Source organism: Aurantimonas aggregata (assembly GCF_010500835.1).
GTDB lineage: Bacteria > Pseudomonadota > Alphaproteobacteria > Rhizobiales > Rhizobiaceae > Aurantimonas > Aurantimonas aggregata.
In genome coordinates, this window is the sequence record NZ_JAAAMJ010000018.1 from 45,012 (window position 1) to 64,060 (window position 19,049).

General features: G+C 66.1%; 14 protein-coding genes. 9 read left to right on the forward strand and 5 right to left on the reverse strand.

The window, feature by feature from the left end; genetic code table 11:
* The first annotated feature begins 283 nt into the window (after positions 1 to 283).
* The 3 genes from GTW51_RS18225 (at position 284) to prfB (ending at position 5,452) form a co-directional block, all read left to right on the forward strand.
* On the forward strand, positions 284 to 1,501 hold the full coding sequence (locus GTW51_RS18225) for an N-acetylmuramoyl-L-alanine amidase (protein WP_246233255.1): 1,218 nt from the start codon (positions 284 to 286) through the stop codon (positions 1,499 to 1,501).
* A 240-nt stretch (positions 1,502 to 1,741) separates the two neighbouring features.
* Complete coding sequence (locus tag GTW51_RS18230) at positions 1,742 to 4,189, forward strand: penicillin-binding protein 1A (RefSeq protein WP_163045494.1); 2,448 nt, start codon at positions 1,742 to 1,744, stop codon at positions 4,187 to 4,189.
* A gap of 134 nt (positions 4,190 to 4,323) precedes the next feature.
* Positions 4,324 to 5,452 (forward strand): peptide chain release factor 2 gene (gene prfB, locus GTW51_RS18235; protein ID WP_163045495.1). Its coding sequence is split into 2 segments (ribosomal slippage): positions 4,324 to 4,389 and positions 4,391 to 5,452, totalling 1,128 coding nucleotides; the frame shifts between segments, so codons are not numbered across the junction.
* Positions 5,453 to 5,488: 36 nt separating this feature from the next.
* Here prfB and GTW51_RS18240 read toward each other — a convergent pair.
* The 3 genes from GTW51_RS18240 to GTW51_RS18250 form a co-directional block, all read right to left on the reverse strand.
* A complete protein-coding gene (locus GTW51_RS18240; protein WP_163045496.1) occupies positions 5,489 to 6,775 on the reverse strand; it encodes a M23 family metallopeptidase in 1,287 nt (428 codons plus the stop codon).
* A gap of 95 nt (positions 6,776 to 6,870) precedes the next feature.
* Positions 6,871 to 7,707 carry a ferritin-like domain-containing protein gene (locus GTW51_RS18245; protein WP_163045497.1) on the reverse strand — a complete coding sequence of 279 codons (837 nt, stop codon included), beginning with the start codon at positions 7,705 to 7,707 and terminating at the stop codon, positions 6,871 to 6,873.
* Entirely contained in the window at positions 7,704 to 8,180 is a 477-nt protein-coding gene (locus tag GTW51_RS18250; RefSeq protein ID WP_163045498.1) for a peroxiredoxin, read from the reverse strand. Before GTW51_RS18250 ends, GTW51_RS18245 begins: the two co-directional genes overlap by 4 nt.
* 254 nt (positions 8,181 to 8,434) lie before the next feature.
* Between GTW51_RS18250 and GTW51_RS18255 the strand changes: the two genes are divergently transcribed.
* Complete coding sequence (locus GTW51_RS18255; protein ID WP_163045499.1) at positions 8,435 to 11,686, forward strand: AsmA-like C-terminal region-containing protein; 3,252 nt, start codon at positions 8,435 to 8,437, stop codon at positions 11,684 to 11,686.
* Positions 11,687 to 11,711: 25 nt separating this feature from the next.
* Here GTW51_RS18255 and tyrS read toward each other — a convergent pair whose 3' ends face one another.
* Complete coding sequence (gene tyrS, locus GTW51_RS18260; RefSeq protein ID WP_163045500.1) at positions 11,712 to 12,965, reverse strand: tyrosine--tRNA ligase; 1,254 nt, start codon at positions 12,963 to 12,965, stop codon at positions 11,712 to 11,714.
* Between the two features lie 100 nt (positions 12,966 to 13,065).
* Here tyrS and GTW51_RS18265 point away from each other — a divergent pair, with 100 nt between their 5' ends.
* Positions 13,066 to 14,220: an anhydro-N-acetylmuramic acid kinase gene (locus GTW51_RS18265; RefSeq protein WP_281354629.1), complete on the forward strand. Its 1,155-nt coding sequence runs from the start codon at positions 13,066 to 13,068 to the stop codon at positions 14,218 to 14,220.
* A gap of 13 nt (positions 14,221 to 14,233) precedes the next feature.
* Here GTW51_RS18265 and GTW51_RS18270 read toward each other — a convergent pair whose 3' ends face one another.
* Positions 14,234 to 14,908, reverse strand: coding sequence for an alpha/beta hydrolase (locus GTW51_RS18270; RefSeq protein ID WP_163045501.1), 675 nt, complete (start codon positions 14,906 to 14,908; stop codon positions 14,234 to 14,236).
* A 202-nt stretch (positions 14,909 to 15,110) separates the two neighbouring features.
* On the opposite strand from GTW51_RS18270, the gene GTW51_RS18275 reads away from it, so the two are divergent.
* The 4 genes from GTW51_RS18275 (at position 15,111) to sufC (ending at position 19,049) form a co-directional block, all read left to right on the forward strand.
* On the forward strand, positions 15,111 to 16,301 hold the full coding sequence (locus GTW51_RS18275) for a cysteine desulfurase family protein (protein WP_163045502.1): 1,191 nt from the start codon (positions 15,111 to 15,113) through the stop codon (positions 16,299 to 16,301).
* 140 nt (positions 16,302 to 16,441) lie between these two features.
* Positions 16,442 to 17,965, forward strand: coding sequence for a Fe-S cluster assembly protein SufB (sufB, locus tag GTW51_RS18280; RefSeq protein ID WP_163045503.1), 1,524 nt, complete (start codon positions 16,442 to 16,444; stop codon positions 17,963 to 17,965).
* Complete coding sequence (locus GTW51_RS24045; protein WP_163045504.1) at positions 17,962 to 18,279, forward strand: antibiotic biosynthesis monooxygenase; 318 nt, start codon at positions 17,962 to 17,964, stop codon at positions 18,277 to 18,279. The genes sufB and GTW51_RS24045 overlap by 4 nt, the downstream gene beginning before the upstream one ends.
* Positions 18,280 to 18,293: 14 nt before the next feature.
* Positions 18,294 to 19,049, forward strand: a complete 756-nt coding sequence (gene sufC, locus GTW51_RS18290; protein WP_163045505.1) for a Fe-S cluster assembly ATPase SufC — start codon at positions 18,294 to 18,296, stop codon at positions 19,047 to 19,049.

Below are 19,049 nucleotides of genomic sequence, written 5' to 3' on the forward strand. Positions count from 1 at the left end.
GACTCGGCGACGACACATATCCGTGTCACACTAAGCCTCACTTCCGCTTTTAGGCTGCGCAGCACCAAGAGACAAGGGCGATACCGTGATGGACCTTGCGCGGCGGCCCTGTGGGCCAAGCCCGAGGCAAGTTCCGGTGGATACTGGCACATACAGACAGGGCTTGCGTCTGCGCCGCTGCGTCGCCCGCCCCAGTGTGATCATCTTTCTCCGGTTTCGAAGCGTAGCCGGTCCGCACGATTCGCCGCCGGCACCTACGGTCCATCCGAAGCAAATGGTGGGAATGACCTGCAACGTCCGCTCTCATGCGATCCGCCTCGGCTCAGCGCTTTTTGTCGCGCTGATGCTCGTCGCGCCGACCTCGATGGTGGCGGAGGCGGACGAGAAGCTGATCACCGGGCTCGACCAGAGCGTCGATGAATCCGGCTACAGCGTGAGGTTCGACCTGAACGGGGCGGCAGAGACGCGGCTGCTCCGACTGGTCAATCCCGACCGGGTTGCGATCGACTTCATTGACACGCTGCCCGTCGTGCCGATCGTGACCCCGCCGGACAACGCCTTCGTCGCAACGGTTCGCCATGGCCTCGCGGCGAGCGACCGGTACCGCTTCATCTATGAGCTGAAGCAGGACGCCGTGAGTTCAATCGAGCGGCAGGCGCGATCCGGCGGCGAGATCGTGAAATTAACGATCGGAAACGCGGCGAACGTCGTCCCGTCGCCGGAGCCGGTGGCCGATGCGGCACCCGCAGCGTCGCAGGAGGCGCCGGCACCGCGCCGCGACATCGAAGCCGATCGGGACCTCATCATCGTCATCGATCCCGGCCATGGCGGCGTCGATAACGGCGCGGTATCCAAATCCGGCACCTACGAGAAGGAGATCAATCTCGCCGCGGCGTTCTCGCTGCGCGACGCGCTGCTGACGCATCCCAGGGTGAAGGTCGTGCTGACCCGCGAGTCGGACGTGTTCATCCCGCTCGACGAGCGCGCCGCGATCGGTCGGCGCGAACAGGCGCATCTGTTCGTGTCGATCCACGCCGATTCGATCCGGGCCGCGGGGCTGCGCGGGGCGACGGTGTACACTTTGTCCGAAAACGCCTCGGACGAACTCTCGCGGCAGATCGCGGCGACCGAGAACGCCGCCGACCGATTTGCCGGCGCCCAGTGGCAACGCAGCGCGCCTGACGTGGTGGACATACTGGTCGACCTGACGCGCCGGGAGACCGTAAGCTTTTCGGAACATTTCGCCGCCTCGCTGGTCGAGGACCTGGCGCGCAATGACGTCCGGCTGATCAAGAATCCGAAGCGATCGGCCGGTTTCCAGGTGCTGATGGCGCCAGACGTACCCTCCGTGCTTGTCGAGATGGGGTTCCTCTCCAACAGGGAGGACGAAAAGCTTCTGACCGATGCGGCATGGCGCGCCGACGTGTCGGAAGCGATCGCCGACGCGATCGTCGGGTTCTTCCGCGGCGAACAGGCGGCACGGGCTTCCGGCACCGAATGACGCCGCCAGTGGCAGGAAGTCGGCTAGCTGTGATAAAATCGTCACGTTCGCCGCTTTCAGATTGGCGGACATAGTGGCATCCACGGGCTTGCCGCATTTGACGCCCAGAGGTTAGCCAACGGAATGCACGATCCGCGTCGAGGTCTTCGATGCCGGATCACTGGGCAGCCGGTCGCCTCGTCAAGGGGACGACGCGTTGGGGACCGGTAGAGGCGTCAGGCCGGACCGGACGGAGTTTCGATGATCAGACTGCTCGGCTATTTCTTCGGGATAGGCGCGGTGTTCTTCCTCCTCGTCGCCGGCGGCATCGCCTGGTACCTGGAGCGGACGGCGCAAGACCTGCCCGACTATCAGGTCCTGGCGAATTACGAGCCGCCGGTGACGACGCGGGTGCATGCCTCGGACGGCTCGCTGATGGCCGAATACGCGCGCCAGCGGCGGCTTTTCCTGCCGATCCAGGCGATTCCGAATCTCGTCAAGAACGCCTTCCTCTCGGCCGAGGACAAGAATTTCTACAGCCATCCCGGCATCGACATCGAGGGCGTGGCGCGCGCCGTGCTGGTGCTGGCCAAGGGCGGTCGCATGCAGGGCGCCTCGACGATTACGCAGCAGGTGGCGAAGAACTTCCTCCTGACCAACGAACGGACCTTCGATCGCAAGATCAAGGAGGCGATCCTGTCGCTGCGGATCGAGCAGGCCTATTCCAAGGACAAGATCCTCGAGCTCTACCTCAACGAGATCTATCTCGGCCTCGGCGCCTACGGCGTCGCTGCCGCATCGCTCGCCTATTTCGACAAGTCGGTGAACGAGCTCACCGTCGAGGAGGCGGCCTATCTGGCCGCGCTCCCCAAGGCGCCCGAGAACTACAACCCGTTCCGCAACACCGACAGCGCCCTGGAGCGCCGCAACTGGGTCATCGACCAGATGACCTCGAACGGCTTCATCGAAGTGGCCGAGGCGCAGGAAGCGCAAGGCAAGCCGCTCGACGTCAATCCGCGCCCGACCGGCACCTACCTCGCGTCGTCGGAATTCTTCACCGAGGACGTGCGCCGCGAGATCGTTCAGCGCTACGGCGTCGATGCCCTCTACGAAGGCGGTCTCTCGGTCCGTACCACGCTCGACCCAGACCTTCAGGCGCATGCCCGCACCGCTTTGCACCACGGGCTGGTGACGTTCGACCAGGCCCGCGGATTCCGCGGACCGGTGACGCATGTCGACGTCGGCAGCGACTGGGGGGCGGCGATCGACAAGGTCGAGCCGCTGGCCGACGTGCCGGAATGGCGCCTCGCAGTCGTGCTCTCGACCGAATCCGAACGCGTCGACATCGGGCTTCAGCCGCCCCGCGGCATGTCCGGAGCCAGGGGCGCCGAGCGCGAGATCGGGACGATCGCGCTGCCGGACATGAAATGGGCGCTCCGCCTCAACACCGAAGAGCGCAAGGGTACCGTTCGGACCGCCGCAGAAGTGCTGTCGCGCGGTGACGTGGTCTACGTCCAGTCGAAGGGCGAGGGGACGGCCTGGCTGCTGCGCCAGCCGCCGAAGGTGCAGGGTGCCCTGGTTTCGATGGAGCCGTCGACCGGCCGCGTCGTCGCCATGGTCGGCGGGTTCTCGTTCGCCGAATCCGAGTTCAACCGCGCGTCGCAGGCCTATCGGCAGCCGGGTTCCTCGTTCAAGCCGTTCGTTTATGCCGCTGCGCTGGACAATGGCTATACGCCGGCATCGGTCGTGCTCGACGCGCCGATCTCGCTGCCGGATGGCAATGGCGGGTTCTGGGAGCCGTCGAACTACGGCGGTGGCTCGGCCGGTCCCTCGACGCTGCGTCTCGGCATCGAGAAGAGCCGCAACCTGATGACGGTGCGCCTCGCCAAGGACATGGGCATGGATCTCGTCGCCCAGTATGCCGAGCGCTTCGGCATCTACGACAAGCTCTTGCCCTACCTGCCGATGGCGCTCGGTGCCGGCGAGACGACCGTGCTGCGCATGGTGTCGGCGTATGCGGTCATCGCCAATGGCGGGCGTTCGCTGCAGCCCTCGCTCATCGACCGGGTGCAGGATCGCTACGGCCGCACCATCCTGAAGCACGACCAGCGCCAGTGCGCCGAGTGCAACGTCGGCGACTACAATGGCCAGGCCGAACCTCAACTGGTGGACGAGCGCAACCAGGTCCTCGATCCGATGACCGCCTACCAGATCACCTCGATGATGGAAGGTGTCGTCCAGCGCGGCACGGCCACGCGGGTCAAGGAAGTCGGCGTACCGATCGCCGGCAAGACCGGGACGACCAACGACGAGAAGGACGTGTGGTTCGTCGGCTTTACGCCGGATCTCGTGACCGGCGTCTTCATCGGCTACGACAACCCGCAGCCGATGGGCGACGGCGCCACTGGTGGCGGGCTCGCCGCACCGGTGTTCGTCGAGTTCATGAAGCACGCCGTCGAGGGGCAGACGCCGGTCGAGTTCAAGGCCCCCGAGGGCATGGAACTGATTGCCGTGAACCGCACGACCGGCATGCGTGCCGAGGGCACCGGCGCCGACGTCATCATGGAGGCGTTCAAGCCCGGGACGGGTCCGTCCGATGCCTACGAGATCATCGGCATGGACGAGGTCGCCTCGGACTTCGGCACCGGCGAGGTGTCGCAGGAGGCCGAGCAAGCGATCGTCCAGGGCGGCGGCGGCGGCCTGTTCTAGCCATCTGAACCGAACGGCGTTATAGACGCCGCCGGCGACGCAGGCTTCGGCCGGTGTCGCCGGACCGAAGCGCGGTCGCGGCCCGAAGCCCGACGTCGCGTGATTGATCAGCATGAACCTCAGGAGATGGCGGCGTGCGAGCCGAGATCGAGACCATTGTCGACGAGACCAAGCAGGCCGTAAGCCTGCTGAGGAGGCATCTTTGACTGGGATAGCTCCCTCAGGCGTCTCGACCATCTGAACAACAAGGCCGAGGATCCCACCATCTGGGACGATCCGGCCGAGGCGCAGGCGCTGATGCGCGAGCGCCAGCAGCTCGAGACCTCCGTCGCTTCCATCCGCCGTCTCGAGCAGACGATCGCCGACAGCGTCGAACTCATCGCCATGGGCGAAGAGGAGGGCGATCCGGACATCGTTTCGGAGGCTGAAAAAGCGATTCGCGACGTCAAGACCGAAGTCGCCAAGCGCCAGATCGAGACGCTGCTGTCCGGCGAGGCCGATGCCAACGACACCTATGTCGAAGTGCATTCGGGCGCCGGCGGAACCGAGAGTCAGGACTGGGCGGCGATGCTGCAGCGCATGTACATGCGCTGGGCGGAGCGGTCCGGCATGAAGGTCGAGGTGCTCGAAGAGCACGCGGGCGAAGAGGCCGGCATCAAGTCGGCGACGCTCTTGTTCAAGGGCCACAACGCCTACGGCTGGATGAAGACCGAATCCGGCGTCCACCGGCTGGTTCGGATCTCGCCCTATGACAGCCAGGCGCGGCGCCACACCTCGTTCGCCTCGGTCTGGGTCTATCCGGTCGTCGACGATTCGATCGAGATCGACGTGTCGGAATCGGACGTGCGCATCGATACCTACCGGGCGTCGGGCTCCGGCGGGCAGCACATCAACACCACGGACTCGGCGGTGCGCATCACCCATCTGGCGACCGGCATCGCGGTGTCGTGCCAGGCCGAGCGGTCGCAGCACAAGAACAAGGCCAAGGCCTGGGAAATGCTGCGCTCGCGCCTCTACGAGGAAGAGCTGAAGCGGCGCGAGGAGGCGGCCAGCGCCACCGAAGCGTCAAAGAGCGACATCGGCTGGGGCCACCAGATCCGCTCCTACGTGCTGCAGCCCTACCAGATGGTGAAGGATCTGCGGACGGGGGTCGAATGCACCTCGCCGCAGGACGTGCTGGATGGCGACATCGACGAGTTCATGGAAGCGGCCCTGGCACACCGCGTCCGTGGCGGCGACGAAGCCGCCGGCGATCTCGACTGAGGCAGGAAAGGGGGGCTGTTCGGCCCCTCTTTTCGTTCAGGAGACCGTGCCGATCCGGTCGCCGATGCGGAAGAAGCGTTCCGGGTCGACCGCGTTGCCGCCGCGGCGGATCTCGTAATGCAGATGCGGACCGGTACTGCGCCCGGTGGAGCCGACCGCACCGATCGGCGCGCCCTTGGCGATTTCCTGGCCGACCCGGACGCTGATCCTCGACAGGTGGCCGTAGCGCGTGGTGATGCCGCGGTCGTGGTCGATCTCGACCATGTTGCCGTAACCACCGGCGCGGCCGGCCCGGACGATTTTTCCGGGGGCGGACGCCGTCACGGGCGTGCCCTGAGGCAGGGCATAGTCGACGCCGGCATGCAGCGCGGTGCGGCCCAGAAACGGATCCGGCCTGACGCCGTAGGTACTGGAAACGTAGCGGTGCGCCATCGGCGGGGTCAGCGGCAGGCTGGCGGCGAGCGAGCCGACCGCTTGCAGGGCCGTCAAGGCCGTGTCGAGTTCGGAAACCGTCGCGTCGAAATCGAATCCGGCGGGCACCGGCTCGAACGGGCCGCCGGTTGCCGCCTCCGGTGCGCTGTCGCCGAGCGCGATGCCGGCCGTCTTGAGGGCGGTTGCGATTTTCACGGTCCGCACCCGCGCGGAATCGGCAAGGCGCTGCAACTCGGCAATCTGGTGAAACTCGACCATGTCGATTGCCCGGCCGATCTCGCGAAGCGTGGCATCGGCGACATGTCCATTCGCGGGGCGCTCATCGGTCGTGATCGATCCCGTGCGCAGGTCCTGATCGACATTCCCGCCGAGAGACCCTGCCCGCCCGCCGTTGTCTGTCGCGGGCACGATGTCGGCCGAGAGTTCCGGCTCTTCCGCGAGCGCCGGCTTCGCGGTCGGCAGCGGCACGGGTTTGGCGATCAGCCCCGATGCCTCGGCACGATTGAAGAGCGGCAGCAGCCTGTCGTAGCGAGCCGCCAGTTCCTCCTGCTGTCCCAGGAGGACGTCGACCTTGGTCTCCACCAGCCGCTGCGACAGGGCATGGCGGCTGGTGAGCGAATCGACCTGCGTCCGCAGCGCCGCGATCCGCTGCTCGTACTCACGCTGCAGCGACATTCGGGCATCCACAGCGGGAGCGCTCTTCTGGCTCTGCAGCATATACCAGGTGGGCGTCGCGACGGCCGCGACGGCGAGCGTCGCCGCCAGTGCCACGCCGACGGCCAGACGACGCGGGGTGATGGTGAAATGACGGACCTCATCGCCACGGGCGATGATCACGGTGTGCGCCTGCCGGAACGCGCCGAATGTCCGGTCGTGTCGTGCTGCTGCCATCGTCCAATCCGGGGGTCGATGCAGGAGAAGTCCCTGCGGCTGACGGTTGGATTAGAGATCGTTAGGGTTAACAATCCGTCTGCTGAGCCGCGCGATCAGCGCGAAAGTGGCGACAGAGCACGATAAAAAGTCGGCGTCAGGCCGGCCTCGGCGCGGGCCCGGTCGTTGAACGGCGCCTTCACCTCGCCGCGGAAACAGGCGCGTACCAGCTCCTGGAATCGCTCGGCGGGATTGTGCCCCTGGCGGGCGCAGAGGAACCGGAACCACTTGGCGCCGATCGCCACGTGCTTCTTCTCGTCGTTGTAGATGATCTCGAGGATCGCAGCCGTTTCGCGGTCGCCGACGGCGTGGAGCTTTTCCAGCAGCGACGGCGTCACGTCGAGGCCGCGGGCTTCGAGAATCAGCGGCACGACGGCCAGCCTGGCGCCGAGATCGTGGGACGTCGCTTCCACCGCCTGCCACAGGCCATCATGGGCGGGCAGGGCACCGTAGTGCGAATCGAGCTCCGCCAGCCGCCGGGACAAAAGGCCGAAATGCTTGGCCTCCTCCTGTGCCACAGTCATCCAACCATCGAAGAACGAGCGCGGCACCTTCTCGGCGGCAAAGCGCGCGACGATGTCGAGCGCAAGGTCGATGGCGTTCAGCTCGATATGGGCGAGGGCATGGATCATCGCGATGCGTCCGGCCGGCGTATGGACGGAGCGGCGCTTGACGGTGCGGGGCGAGACGAGCATCGGCTCGGCGGGCCGGCCCGGGCGGTCGGGCAGTGCCGGGTCGGTCGGCGCGTGGACGCCGAGCCGCCGGCCGAACCACAGCCGGCAGGCGGTGTTGGTGCGCTCGACCTTGCGATCGAGATCGGCCTCAAGCAGCGCCTCGATCGCTGCCTGACGGAGCGTCGACGGCATCCGGTCGATGGCGCCGGTATCGCTCATGCGTCGGCGGCCATCTGCCGCGCGGCTTCAAGAACTTCCTCGGCGTGGCCCGGCACCTTCACCTTCGGCCACAGGCGGACGATGGTCCCTGCCTTGTCGACCAGAGCGGTGGCCCGGTCGACGCCCATGTATTTGCGCCCGTACATGCTCTTTTCGACCCACAGGCCGAACGCACCGATCAGCGACTTCTCCTCATCCGACAGGAGACGGACCTGCAGATCGTGCTTGTCGCGGAACTTGCCGTGCTTCTTGACCGGATCGGGCGAGACACCGAATACCGGCACGCCGATCGCGTCGAACTCCGGCTTGAGCGCCCCGAACTCGACAGCTTCGAGCGTGCATCCGGACGTATCGTCCTTCGGGTAGAAATAGAGGACAAAGCCCTTGCCCTTCATCTGTTCGAGCGAGACGATCTCGCCTCGATCGTCGGGCAGGGAGAAGTCAGGGCAGGGATCGCCCACGGAAAGCGCCATGAAGTCATCCTTTCGGCATAATGGGGAACGACGGAAGGCCATGTCGAACAGATCGGCATCGATCTGCAAGTCGCGAAAGGAGCGACATGCAGTCACCGGCAGCAGACCGACCCGCTTTGCCCGGGTTCCGATGATTTCCGGCCGTTGCCTGACGCGTTCAGGCCGGCGATGAAAGGACCTGCCGGCGTGCGGCCAAGCCTGCAATCAGCGTCAAACGCCAGTGAGGTCCGCTTATACGCCCGCGTGCGGTCCCGATGAAGGCTGCCATCCGGCTGCTGGCGGGAATCGCCAGCTTCGCGGTCATCCTGCTCGTCGTCGCGGCCGCGGCCATCGCCCTGCTGCTCTGGACGGACACGGGACAGGAGATACTCGAGGCGCAGACCGAGCGGATCATCTCGACGGCACTCGGTCCCGATTTCATCGTCGAGATGGACCGGCAGCGGGTCGGGTTCGACGCCAGTGCCGGTCTCGGTCTGCGTTTCGCGGATGTGACACTGCGCGACAGGGCCAGCGGCGCGGTCGTGGCGACTGCAGACCGGATCGGGGTGGGCATCGGTCTGGGGGCGCTCTTCGACGACGGGCTCGTCGTCGACCGGGTAGGGGTCTCGGGCGTCCGCATCGCTTCGGAGATTATCAACGCCAAGCCTTCAGGCGCGCTGCCCACGCCCGCGACGATATTCGCTTCCCTCGGCCGATCGATTCGCGATCTCGACAGGACGGGACTGAGACGGCTGAGGGTTTCCGATCTCTCTGTCATCGATGCCCCCGAGATTGGCGGGATTTCCGAACTGACGATCCGGAAAACCGGAGACGGGCGTTTCACGCTCGAGACGAACGGGACGTTCGGCGAGCAGGCGGTTGCAGCATCCGGAGAGGTGCAGCTTGACGCGGCGGGCCGAGAGCTTTCGGGGCTGGAATTTGAAACTTCCCGAGTGACGCTCGGGACCGACACCAGTCAGCCGCCGAGCGAATCGCCCGCTCCTGATATCCACATTCCCGCGACGTTGCGCGTGACGATGCGTAGCGACGGCGCGGGCCGCGAACTAGTTGCGACGGTCACCATGAAGGACGGCACGTTTCGCGGCCGCCAAGCGGTGGACATTCCCTCGGCATCCCTGAGCTTGGCAATCCACGAGGACGGTGACGAAATCGTCCTGAAGGATGGGGCGTTTGATTTAGGCGACGCACACGCGGAATTCGGCGGCCGGATTGGCCTCGTTGCCGATGCGGACGGCGCTCTACCGGTGCAGATCGCGACGACGCGGCTGACGTCGACCATCGGCAGTGACACGGGACCTGTCCGGTCGGCCATGTTCGGTCTTGAAGGTTCGGTCCGGACCGCCACGGGGCGGATCGATCTGGAGCATCTGGCGCTGCGGGTCGGTGCCGGCGAGCTTTCCGGGCACGGGGCGGTCAGCGGCTTCGAGCCCACCGACCGGCTGACGTTGAGGATGGACGCGAACGACCTGGCGGTACCCGACGTCAAGGCGTTCTGGCCGTTCTTCCTGGCCGACGGCGCCCGCAACTGGGTGCTGGCCCATATCGATTCCGGTGGCTCGGTGACCAGCGGTTCGGTCGGCCTCGATCTCAGCATAGAGCGGCTTGGCGCGATCATGACGCCGGATTCCGGGCCGACCGAGGACGAATTCAAACTGGCGCTCGACCTCGCGGACGTGTCGTTCCGCACCATTGGCGAGATGCCGCTGGTGAAATCCGCCACGGGCCGTATCGATGCCAAGGGCAGCATGACCGTCGTCAGCATCGAATCTGCAGCGCTCCTCGATGAGGCGGACGTGATGATCTTGCCATCGTCGATCGAATTCGGACGAACCGACGAGGGCACCGCGGCCCTTCTGTCACTGAACCTTGCCGGCGACGCGACGACCTTGCTGCAGTTGGCGAACCGCGATCCGGTGCGGGCACTTCGCCAGACCGACTGGCAGCCCGACGAGGTGTCCGGGCGGGCCGAGCTCGGCGTCGGTGTCGCGTTCCATTTGCCGCGACCGCCCTTGCGGGCTGACCCGGCCGCGCCACAGACCGCCGGCTCGGTCCGGCTCGAAAGCTGGTCGGTCGTCGCCGATGTCGACGCCGTCGCGCTGAAGCGCCCGATCGCCGGCCGCAGCATTTCGGCCATGACCGGCATCGTCAGCGTCGCCCCCGGTTCGGCAATCGGCGACGTCGAGGCGATGGTCGACGGCGTCCCGGCGACGATCAACTTCTCGCAGCCGCTAGCACCGAACCCGGTGGGCGAGCCGAGCCTCACCGTCACCGCCTCGCTCGAGGGGGCGCAGGTCAAGACCCTGCTGCCGAAGCTCGGCGACATGCTGGACGGACCGGTCTCGGCGCGTCTTACCCGCTCCGGCGAGCGATTCCTCGGATCTGTGGATCTCGGTTCGGCGCGCCTGTCGGTGCCGGCGATCGGCTGGAGCAAGGGGCCGGGCGTGCCGGCGACACTCGATTTCGAGATGGCGATGGAGGGCGATCGGATCGTCCTGCCGACCGCGGAGCTGAAGGGCGAAGGTTTTTCGGCGCAGGGGACGGTCGAGCTGGACTCCGCCGGCCTGCGCCGGATGGAGCTGAGGCGTGCTGCCTTCAACCGCGACGATTCCGTCGCGGCGACGATCGAGCGAAGCGACTCGGGCTACGCGGTCACCGTGTCCGGCAGCAGCCTTGATGCGCGCGCCATGCTGGGACGCTTGAAGACGGATTGGTCGGGCTCGAGCGGAGGAGGCTCCGCCGGCAATCTGACCGTCTCGGTGAAGGTCGACCGGCTTCTGGGCTTCGATGGCGAGGAACTGCGCGATGCCGCCATCAGCTACCGTAACGGCGGCCGGGCTGGCCTTGCGACGTCGCTGACCGCCACGACGCCGCGCGGCAGCCCGGTGAGCCTGGCCGTCGAGCCGGGGGAGGTCGGGCGCGCCATCCGGCTCGACGCGGGAGATGCCGGCGCGCTGCTGCGCTTTGCCGGCCTGTACAAGCGCATGGCCGGCGGCTCGCTGGGGTTGCGGCTCACCGGCAACCCGGAGGGCAGGATCAGCGGCCCGCTGTCGCTCCGCGACTTCACGCTGGTTGACGAACCAAGGCTTGCCAGCCTCGTGGGTACATCTCGCGCCGACCCGAACAGCCTGGCCGGCGCGCTCGGGCGCGACCTCGAAGTGTCCCAGGCCTACTTTGATACCGCCTCGACGGGACTCTCCTGGGACGGCAACCGGCTGGTCGCCTATGACGGCATCCTGCGCGGTCCGATCTTCGGCTCGAGCTTCGAGGGCGTGATCTACGACACCGCGCGGCAGATCGACATGTCCGGCTCGTTCATGCCGGCCTATGGCGTGAACCGGCTGTTCGGGGCGATCCCCTTCGTCGGCGGCATTCTCGGCAATGGCGCGGAAGGCGGGCTGATCGGGATCACCTACCGCCTCGCGGGCCCGTTCGGCGACCCGACGCTCGCCGTCAATCCGATCTCGGCGATCGCGCCCGGGATCTTCCGGCGGATCTTCGAGTACTGACCGACGGCTGCGTCTGGCCTGGCGTTCAGCTGGCCGGGCGGACGAGAACGTGCTTCTTGCGTCCGACCGAAAGCTTGGCGACGCCGTCGTTCAGATCGCCGAGACCGATCGTCTGCCGCTCGTCGACCACCGGCTGGTCGTTGAGCCGCACCGCGCCGCCCTTGATCGACCGCCGCGCCTCGCCGTTGGAGGCGGCAAGGCCGGCCGACACGATCAGCGACAGGAGGCCGATGCCGGCCTGCAATTCCGCCGGGTCGACCTCGATCGTCGGCAGCGTGTCGGCGAGCGTGCCCTCCTCGAATGTCTTGCGGGCGGTCTCGGAGGCCTCGTCGGACGCCGCCTCGCCGTGCAGCATGGCCGTCACCGCGTTCGCCAGGATCTTCTTGGCCTCGTTGATCTCCGAGCCGCCGAGCGCCTCCAGCCGGGCGATCTCGTCGAGCGGCAGGGTGGTGTAGAGCTTGAGGAAGCGGCCGACATCGGCGTCCTCGGTATTCCGCCAGTACTGCCAGAAATCGTAGGGGCTCAGCATGTCGGCATTCAGCCAGACCGCGCCATTGGCGGTCTTGCCCATCTTCGCGCCGGACGAGGTGGTGAGCAGCGGCGAGGTCAGGGCATAGAGCTGCGGCGTGCCCATGCGGTGGCCGAGATCGATGCCGTTGATGATGTTGCCCCACTGGTCGGAGCCGCCCATCTGCAGCCGGCAGCCATATCGCCGGCTGAGCTCGACGTAGTCGTAGGCCTGCAGGATCATGTAGTTGAATTCGAGGAACGACAGCGACTGCTCGCGGTCGAGCCGCAGCTTGACCGAATCGAAGGACAGCATGCGGTTGACGGAGAAATGCCGTCCCACATCGCGCAGGAACGCGACATAGTTGATGTCCATGAGCCAGTCGGCGTTGTCGACCATCAGGGCGTCCTGCGGCCCGTCGCCGAAGCGGAGGTAGCGCTCGAAGGAGCGCCTGATCCCGGCGAGATTTTCGGCGATGCCCTCCGGCGTCTGCAGCTTGCGCGCTTCGTCCTTGAAGGACGGGTCGCCGATCATGCCGGTGCCGCCGCCCATCAGCGCGATCGGGCGATGGCCGGTCTTCTGCATCCAGTGCAGCATCATGATCTGCATCAGCGAGCCGACATGCAGGCTGGCGGCGGTCGGGTCGAAACCGATATAGGCGGTCACTGTCTCCCGGCTGAATAGCTCGTCGAGGCCGGTCTCGTCGGATGACTGGTGGATGAAGCCACGTTCCGCGAGCGTCGACAGGAACTCGGACTTGAAGCGGGCCATGGGATTATGATCCTGTAGGGGTTTGCGGGAACGTCTCGTTCCCTCGTCGGTCGAAGCCGTTTACCAGCCCTGACCGACATTTCCAGATGCGGAGCCGATTTTGACCGGAACGAGACGACGCCGCGCGATCGGCCTGATGAGCGGCACGTCGCTCGACGGGATCGACGTCGCGCTGCTCGATACCGATGGCGAGGCGAGCGTTATCCGTGGTCCGGCGCGTGTCTATCCGTACGAGGCAGCGTTCCGGCGCCGCCTCGCGGCGGGGCTGGAGAGCGCCAAGACCCTCCGGGACCGGGATGACCGTCCGGGCGATCTCGGCGCGCTCGAGACCGAGTTGACGCTTCGCCACGCCGCCGCGGTCGAACGCTTCCTGGACGACGCGCGCATCGACCGCGCATCGATCGACGTCGTCGGCTTCCATGGGCAGACCGTGCTGCACCGGCCGGACCAGGCGCTGACCGTGCAGCTCGGCGACGGCGCGCTGCTGGCCGAGCGGCTGGGCCGCCCCGTCGTCTACGACATGCGGGCCCGCGACATGCAGGAAGGCGGGCAGGGCGCGCCGCTGGTCCCAGCCTACCACGCGGCACTGGCGGCGAACCGCCCGGAGGAATACGCGGCATTGCCGGTGGTGTTCGTCAATATCGGCGGCATCTCGAACGTCACCTATCTGGATGGCGAACATGATCCCATCGCCTTCGATTCCGGCCCCGGCAACGCGCTGCTCGACCAGTGGCTGGAGCGCGAGGCCGGCATCGCCTTCGACCAGAACGGCGCCATTGCCAGCGAAGGCGGGATCCTGCGCAAGCTCGCCGACGGCTATCTCACGGCCGATTTCTTCGACCGGAACGTGCCGAAGTCGCTCGATCGCTTCGACTTCGCCGTGCCGTCGCCGGGCGCGGGGTCGCTGGAGGACGTGACGCGCACGCTCTGCTTCGTGTCGGCGCAGGCCATCCTGAAGGCTGCCGTGCATTTCCCGGAGAAGCCGAAGCTCTGGATCATCTGCGGCGGCGGGCGCCGCCATCCGGCAATCATGGCCGATCTCGCCGAGGGGGCTGGACCCGACGCCGAAGTGATCAGCGCCGAGGCTGCCGGATTCGACGGCGACGCGATGGAGGCCGAAGCCTGGGCCTATCTCGCGGTTCGCTCGCTCGCCGGGCGTTCCTTGACCTGGCCGACGACCACCGGATGCCGGGTGCCGACTTCCGGCGGCGTGCTTGCGGTGCCTGCGCCGGCACCGCGTCGCGCCATTTTTTGAGCTCGGCGCTTGATCAGCGCAGGCGCTTGGGACGCGGGTCGGAGAGTTCGCCGGCCAGGCGACGGTCCAGATAGTCGGAGCATTCGGCCATCAGCTGCTCGGTGTGATCCGAGTAGAAATGGTTTGCGCCCTCCAGCGTCTTCTGCGTGATGATGATGCCCTTCTGGGTCTTAAGCTTGTCGACGAGGGTCTGCACGTCCTTGGGCGGGCCGACCTTGTCCTTGTCGCCATGGATGATCAGACCGGAGGACGGGCAGGGCGCCAGGAACGAGAAATCATACGAATTGGGCTGCGGCGAAATCGACATGAAGCCCTCGATCTCGGGACGGCGCATCAGCAACTGCATCCCGATCCACGAGCCGAACGAATAGCCAGCGACCCAAGTCTGCTTTGAGTCGGGATGCAGGCTCTGCACCCAGTCCAGCGCCGACGCGGCATCGGAGAGTTCGCCGGTTCCGTGGTCGAACTCGCCCTGGCTGCGGCCGATGCCGCGGAAATTGAACCGCAGCGTGGTGAAGCCACGCTCCACGAACATGTAGAACAGCTGGTAGACGATCTGGTTGTTCATCGTCCCGCCGAACCGCGGGTGCGGGTGCAGCACGATCGCGATCGGGGCGTTCTTCTCCTTGGCGGCCTGGTAACGGCCTTCGAGGCGGCCGGCCGGGCCTGTGAAGATCACTTCGGGCATATTATTCTTCCTTGGCGAGCATCATTGCTCCGCGAGACGCTGCTTGACGCGGCCTAACTGGTCCCGTAAGCTCCAGTTTAGAACGATTATAAACTACAGCGCGTCCTTGAAGGCGTCTTGTAGTCCGGCCGCTCGTGAAAATTCAAGAATTTTGCGCCGGTGCCTGTTGTTTCGATCGAATCAGACCCGCAAGTGAGAGCGCATGACCGCAGGTGAGCCGCGCCTCTATCTCGACTTCAATGCCGGCGCGCCGCTGCTGGCGGAAGCACGTGCGGCGGCGATCGCGGCGCTCGATGCGGCCAATCCCTCTTCCGTCCACGCCGAGGGGCGGCGCTCACGCGCCATCGTCGAGGATTCGCGGCGTGCCGTCGCCGAGGCGGTCGGCGCGGCGCCGCAGAATGTCGTCTTCACCAGCGGCGCCACCGAGGCGGCGGTCATGGCACTCTCGCCGCTCTGGCTGATCGACGGGGTGGAGACGGGTCTGGCGCATCTGGCCGTGGTGGACACCGATCATCCCTGCATTCGCGAGGGCGGCCAATTTTCGGCCGAAGCCGTGGCTCGGCTACCGGTCGATGCGGACGGGATCGTGGATATTGCAGCCGTCGCGGCGTTCGCCGCGCGTTGCGACGCGGAGCGGCCGGGCCTGCTGGCTCTGACACTGGGCAATTCCGAGACCGGCGTGATGCAGCCGCTGGACCGCATCAAGGCTGCCATCGCCGGTCGGAACGTCCGGCTCGTCGTCGACGCCGTCCAGGCACTTGGCCGCGTTCCCGTGGATGTTGCCGAACTGGGTGCCGACGCGCTTCTGATCTCGGGCCACAAGCTCGGCGCCCTCAAGGGCGTCGGTGCGCTGATCCTGCGAGCGGGCTCGACCCGACCGCTGCCTCTCTTGCGCGGCGGCGGCCAGGAAGGCGGTCGCCGCGCCGGCACGGAATCGGTGGCGGCGATCGCCAGTTTGGGTGCTGCAGTGCGCGTCGCGATGGCGCGTGTGGCTGCCGAGCCCCTGCGGCTGCGGCAACTGCGCGACCACCTTGAGACGGCGATCCGGCAGCGTGTGCCGGATGCCATCGTGCTGGGCGCCGACGCCGAGCGACTTCCGAACACGGTCGCCCTGGCGCTGCCCGGACTACGCGCCGAGACGGCGCAGATGGCGCTCGACCTTGCCGGCATCGCGGTGTCGTCCGGTTCGGCCTGTTCGTCGGGCAAGGTCGGCCGCAGCCATGTCATCGAAGGGATGGTCGCGGGCGGCCTCGCCATCGCGGCGGACGAGGGTGCGTTGCGCGTCAGCTTCGGCTACGACACGAGCCAAGCCGAGCTCGACCGGTTTGCCGATGCCTATGTCGCTCTCGCCGGGAGACGGCGCGGGCAGGGGAGCCACGATCGGGCGGCATGATGCCGCCAACTATGCGTGACGGTGCGACACCCTAAAAACACGGGTGCATCGTCGCTATGTACAGCGTCGCGGCGGGGCCTGCCTGGCCACGACCGCACCGACCACCGGACCTTGAATCCGGCGAGGATGGAGACTTACGAATGCCAGCAGTCCAGGAAACCATCGACCAGGTCCGACAGATCGACGTCGACCAGTACAAATACGGCTTCGAGACCCTGATCGAGATGGACGTCGCCCCGAAGGGGCTGAACGAGGACATCATCCGCCTGATCTCGGCCAAGAAGCGCGAGCCGGAATGGATGCTGGCATGGCGGCTGGAAGCCTTCGAGCGGTGGAAGACGATGGAGAGCCCTTCCTGGGCGCGCCTCGACTACCCCGAGATCGACTTCCAGGACATCCATTATTATGCGGCGCCGAAGTCGATGTCGGGTCCCGCCTCGCTCGACGAGGTCGATCCGGAGATCCTGCGGACCTACGAGAAGCTGGGCATTCCGCTGCGCGAGCAGGAGATCCTTGCCGGCGTCGTCAAAGCCGCGCCTGCGCCGCAATATGACGACGATGGCGAGCTGATGGCGCCGGTCGAGCACCGCGTCGCCGTCGACGCCGTGTTCGACTCGGTCTCCGTCGCGACGACCTTCAAGAAGGAGCTGCAGAAGGCCGGCGTGATCTTCATGCCGATCTCCGAGGCGATCCGCGAGCACCCCGATCTGGTGAAGAAATATCTGGGCTCGGTGGTGCCGGTGTCGGACAATTTCTTCGCCACGATGAATTCGGCGGTCTTCACCGACGGCTCCTTCGTCTACGTGCCGAAGGGCGTGCGCTGCCCGATGGAGCTGTCGACCTATTTCCGCATCAACGAGAAGAACACCGGCCAGTTCGAGCGGACGCTGATCATCGCCGATGAGGGCTCCTACGTTTCCTACCTTGAAGGCTGCACGGCGCCGCAGCGCGACGAGAATCAGCTGCATGCGGCCGTCGTCGAGCTGATCGCGCTGGACGACGCCGAGATCAAGTACTCGACGGTGCAGAACTGGTATCCCGGCGACAAGGAAGGCAAAGGCGGCATCTACAATTTCGTCACCAAAAGGGGCGACTGCCGCGGCAAGAATTCGCGGATTTCCTGGACGCAGGTCGAAACCGGCTCGGCGATCACGTGGAAGTACCCGTCCTGCATCCTGCGCGGCGACAATTCCCGCGGCGAGTTCTACTCGATCGCCGTGTCCAATGGCCGCCAGCAGATCGACAGCGGTACCAAGATGATCCATCTCGGCAAGAACACCACCAGCCGGATCATCTCCAAGGGCATCTCGGCGGGCCAGTCGAACAACACCTATCGCGGTCAGGTCACGGCCAACCGCAAGGCGTCCAACGCCCGCAACTTTACGCAGTGCGACTCGCTGCTGATCGGCAACGACTGCGGTGCCCACACCGTGCCCTACATCGAGGCGCGCAACGCCACGGCGCAGTTCGAGCACGAGGCGACGACGTCGAAGATCTCCGACGACCAGCTGTTCTACTGCATGCAGCGCGGCATTCCGGAGGAGGAGGCGGTCGCCCTGATCGTCAACGGCTTCGTGCGCGACGTCATTCAGCAGCTGCCGATGGAGTTCGCCGTCGAGGCGCAAAAGCTGATCGGCATCAGCCTCGAGGGCTCGGTGGGATGATCAAGCGGATCTGGCATGGATATACGACGCCGGAAAACGCCGACACCTACGAATCGATCCTCCGCTCGGAGGTGATCAAGGGCATCGAGGGCAAGGCGATTCCCGGGTTTCGCCGCATCGAGGTGATGCGGCGCCCGCTTGACGACGAGGTCGAGTTCATCACCATCATGGAATTCGATTCCATCGACAACGTGAAAGCCTTCGTCGGCGACGATCACGAACGCGCCTACGTCCCGGACGAGGCGAGGCGGGTCCTGAAACGGTTTGACGAACGCTCCCAACACTACGAATTGCGCGATCTGCGCAGCTATTGATCGCAGGAACTAACATGCTGGAAATCAAGAACCTTCACGCCCGCGTCGCCGACGAGGGCACCGAAATCCTCCGGGGTGTCGACCTGACGGTCGCCGCGGGAGAGGTCGCGGCGATCATGGGCCCCAACGGCTCGGGCAAGTCGACGCTGTCCTACATCATCGCCGGCCACGAGGACTACGAGGTCACCGAGGGCGACATTCTCTACAACGGTCAGTCGATCCTGGAGATGGACCCGGCCGAGCGCGCCGCGACCGGCGTGTTTCTCGCCTTCCAGTATCCGCTGGAGATCCCGGGCGTGCCGACCATGACGTTCCTCAAGACCGCGCTCAATTCGCAGCGCAAGGCGCGCGGCGAAGGCGAGATGACGACCCCGGATTTCATCCGCCGGGCCAAGGCTGCCGCGGCCGAGCTTCGCATCGACATGGCCATGCTAAAGCGGCCGCTGAATGTAGGCTTCTCCGGCGGTGAGAAGAAGCGCGCCGAGATTCTGCAGATGGCGCTCCTCGAGCCGAAGCTGAGCGTCATGGACGAAACCGATTCCGGTCTCGACATCGACGCGCTGAAGATCGTCGCCGACGGCGTCAACGCGCTGCGTTCGCCGGAGCGCGCCTTCCTCGTCATCACCCACTACCAGCGCCTGCTCGACTACATCGTCCCGGACACGGTGCACGTCCTCTACAAGGGCCGCATCATCCGCTCGGGCGACAAGGACCTGGCGCTGCAGCTGGAGAACGAGGGCTACGGCCAGATCATCGGCGAGGCTGCGTGA

Bases quoted from the DNA above. Each gene is read 5' to 3' on its own strand.
- GTW51_RS18225 (WP_246233255.1), top strand. From the start codon at position 284: ATGACCTGCAACGTCCGCTCTCATGCGATCCGCCTCGGCTCAGCGCTT.
- GTW51_RS18230 (WP_163045494.1), top strand. From the start codon at position 1,742: ATGATCAGACTGCTCGGCTATTTCTTCGGGATAGGCGCGGTGTTCTTC.
- GTW51_RS18240 (WP_163045496.1), bottom strand. From the start codon at position 6,775: ATGGCAGCAGCACGACACGACCGGACATTCGGCGCGTTCCGGCAGGCG.
- GTW51_RS18245 (WP_163045497.1), bottom strand. From the start codon at position 7,707: ATGAGCGATACCGGCGCCATCGACCGGATGCCGTCGACGCTCCGTCAG.
- GTW51_RS18250 (WP_163045498.1), bottom strand. From the start codon at position 8,180: ATGGCGCTTTCCGTGGGCGATCCCTGCCCTGACTTCTCCCTGCCCGAC.
- GTW51_RS18255 (WP_163045499.1), top strand. From the start codon at position 8,435: ATGAAGGCTGCCATCCGGCTGCTGGCGGGAATCGCCAGCTTCGCGGTC.
- tyrS (WP_163045500.1), bottom strand. From the start codon at position 12,965: ATGGCCCGCTTCAAGTCCGAGTTCCTGTCGACGCTCGCGGAACGTGGC.
- GTW51_RS18270 (WP_163045501.1), bottom strand. From the start codon at position 14,908: ATGCCCGAAGTGATCTTCACAGGCCCGGCCGGCCGCCTCGAAGGCCGT.
- GTW51_RS18275 (WP_163045502.1), top strand. From the start codon at position 15,111: ATGACCGCAGGTGAGCCGCGCCTCTATCTCGACTTCAATGCCGGCGCG.
- sufB (WP_163045503.1), top strand. From the start codon at position 16,442: ATGCCAGCAGTCCAGGAAACCATCGACCAGGTCCGACAGATCGACGTC.
- GTW51_RS24045 (WP_163045504.1), top strand. From the start codon at position 17,962: ATGATCAAGCGGATCTGGCATGGATATACGACGCCGGAAAACGCCGAC.
- sufC (WP_163045505.1), top strand. From the start codon at position 18,294: ATGCTGGAAATCAAGAACCTTCACGCCCGCGTCGCCGACGAGGGCACC.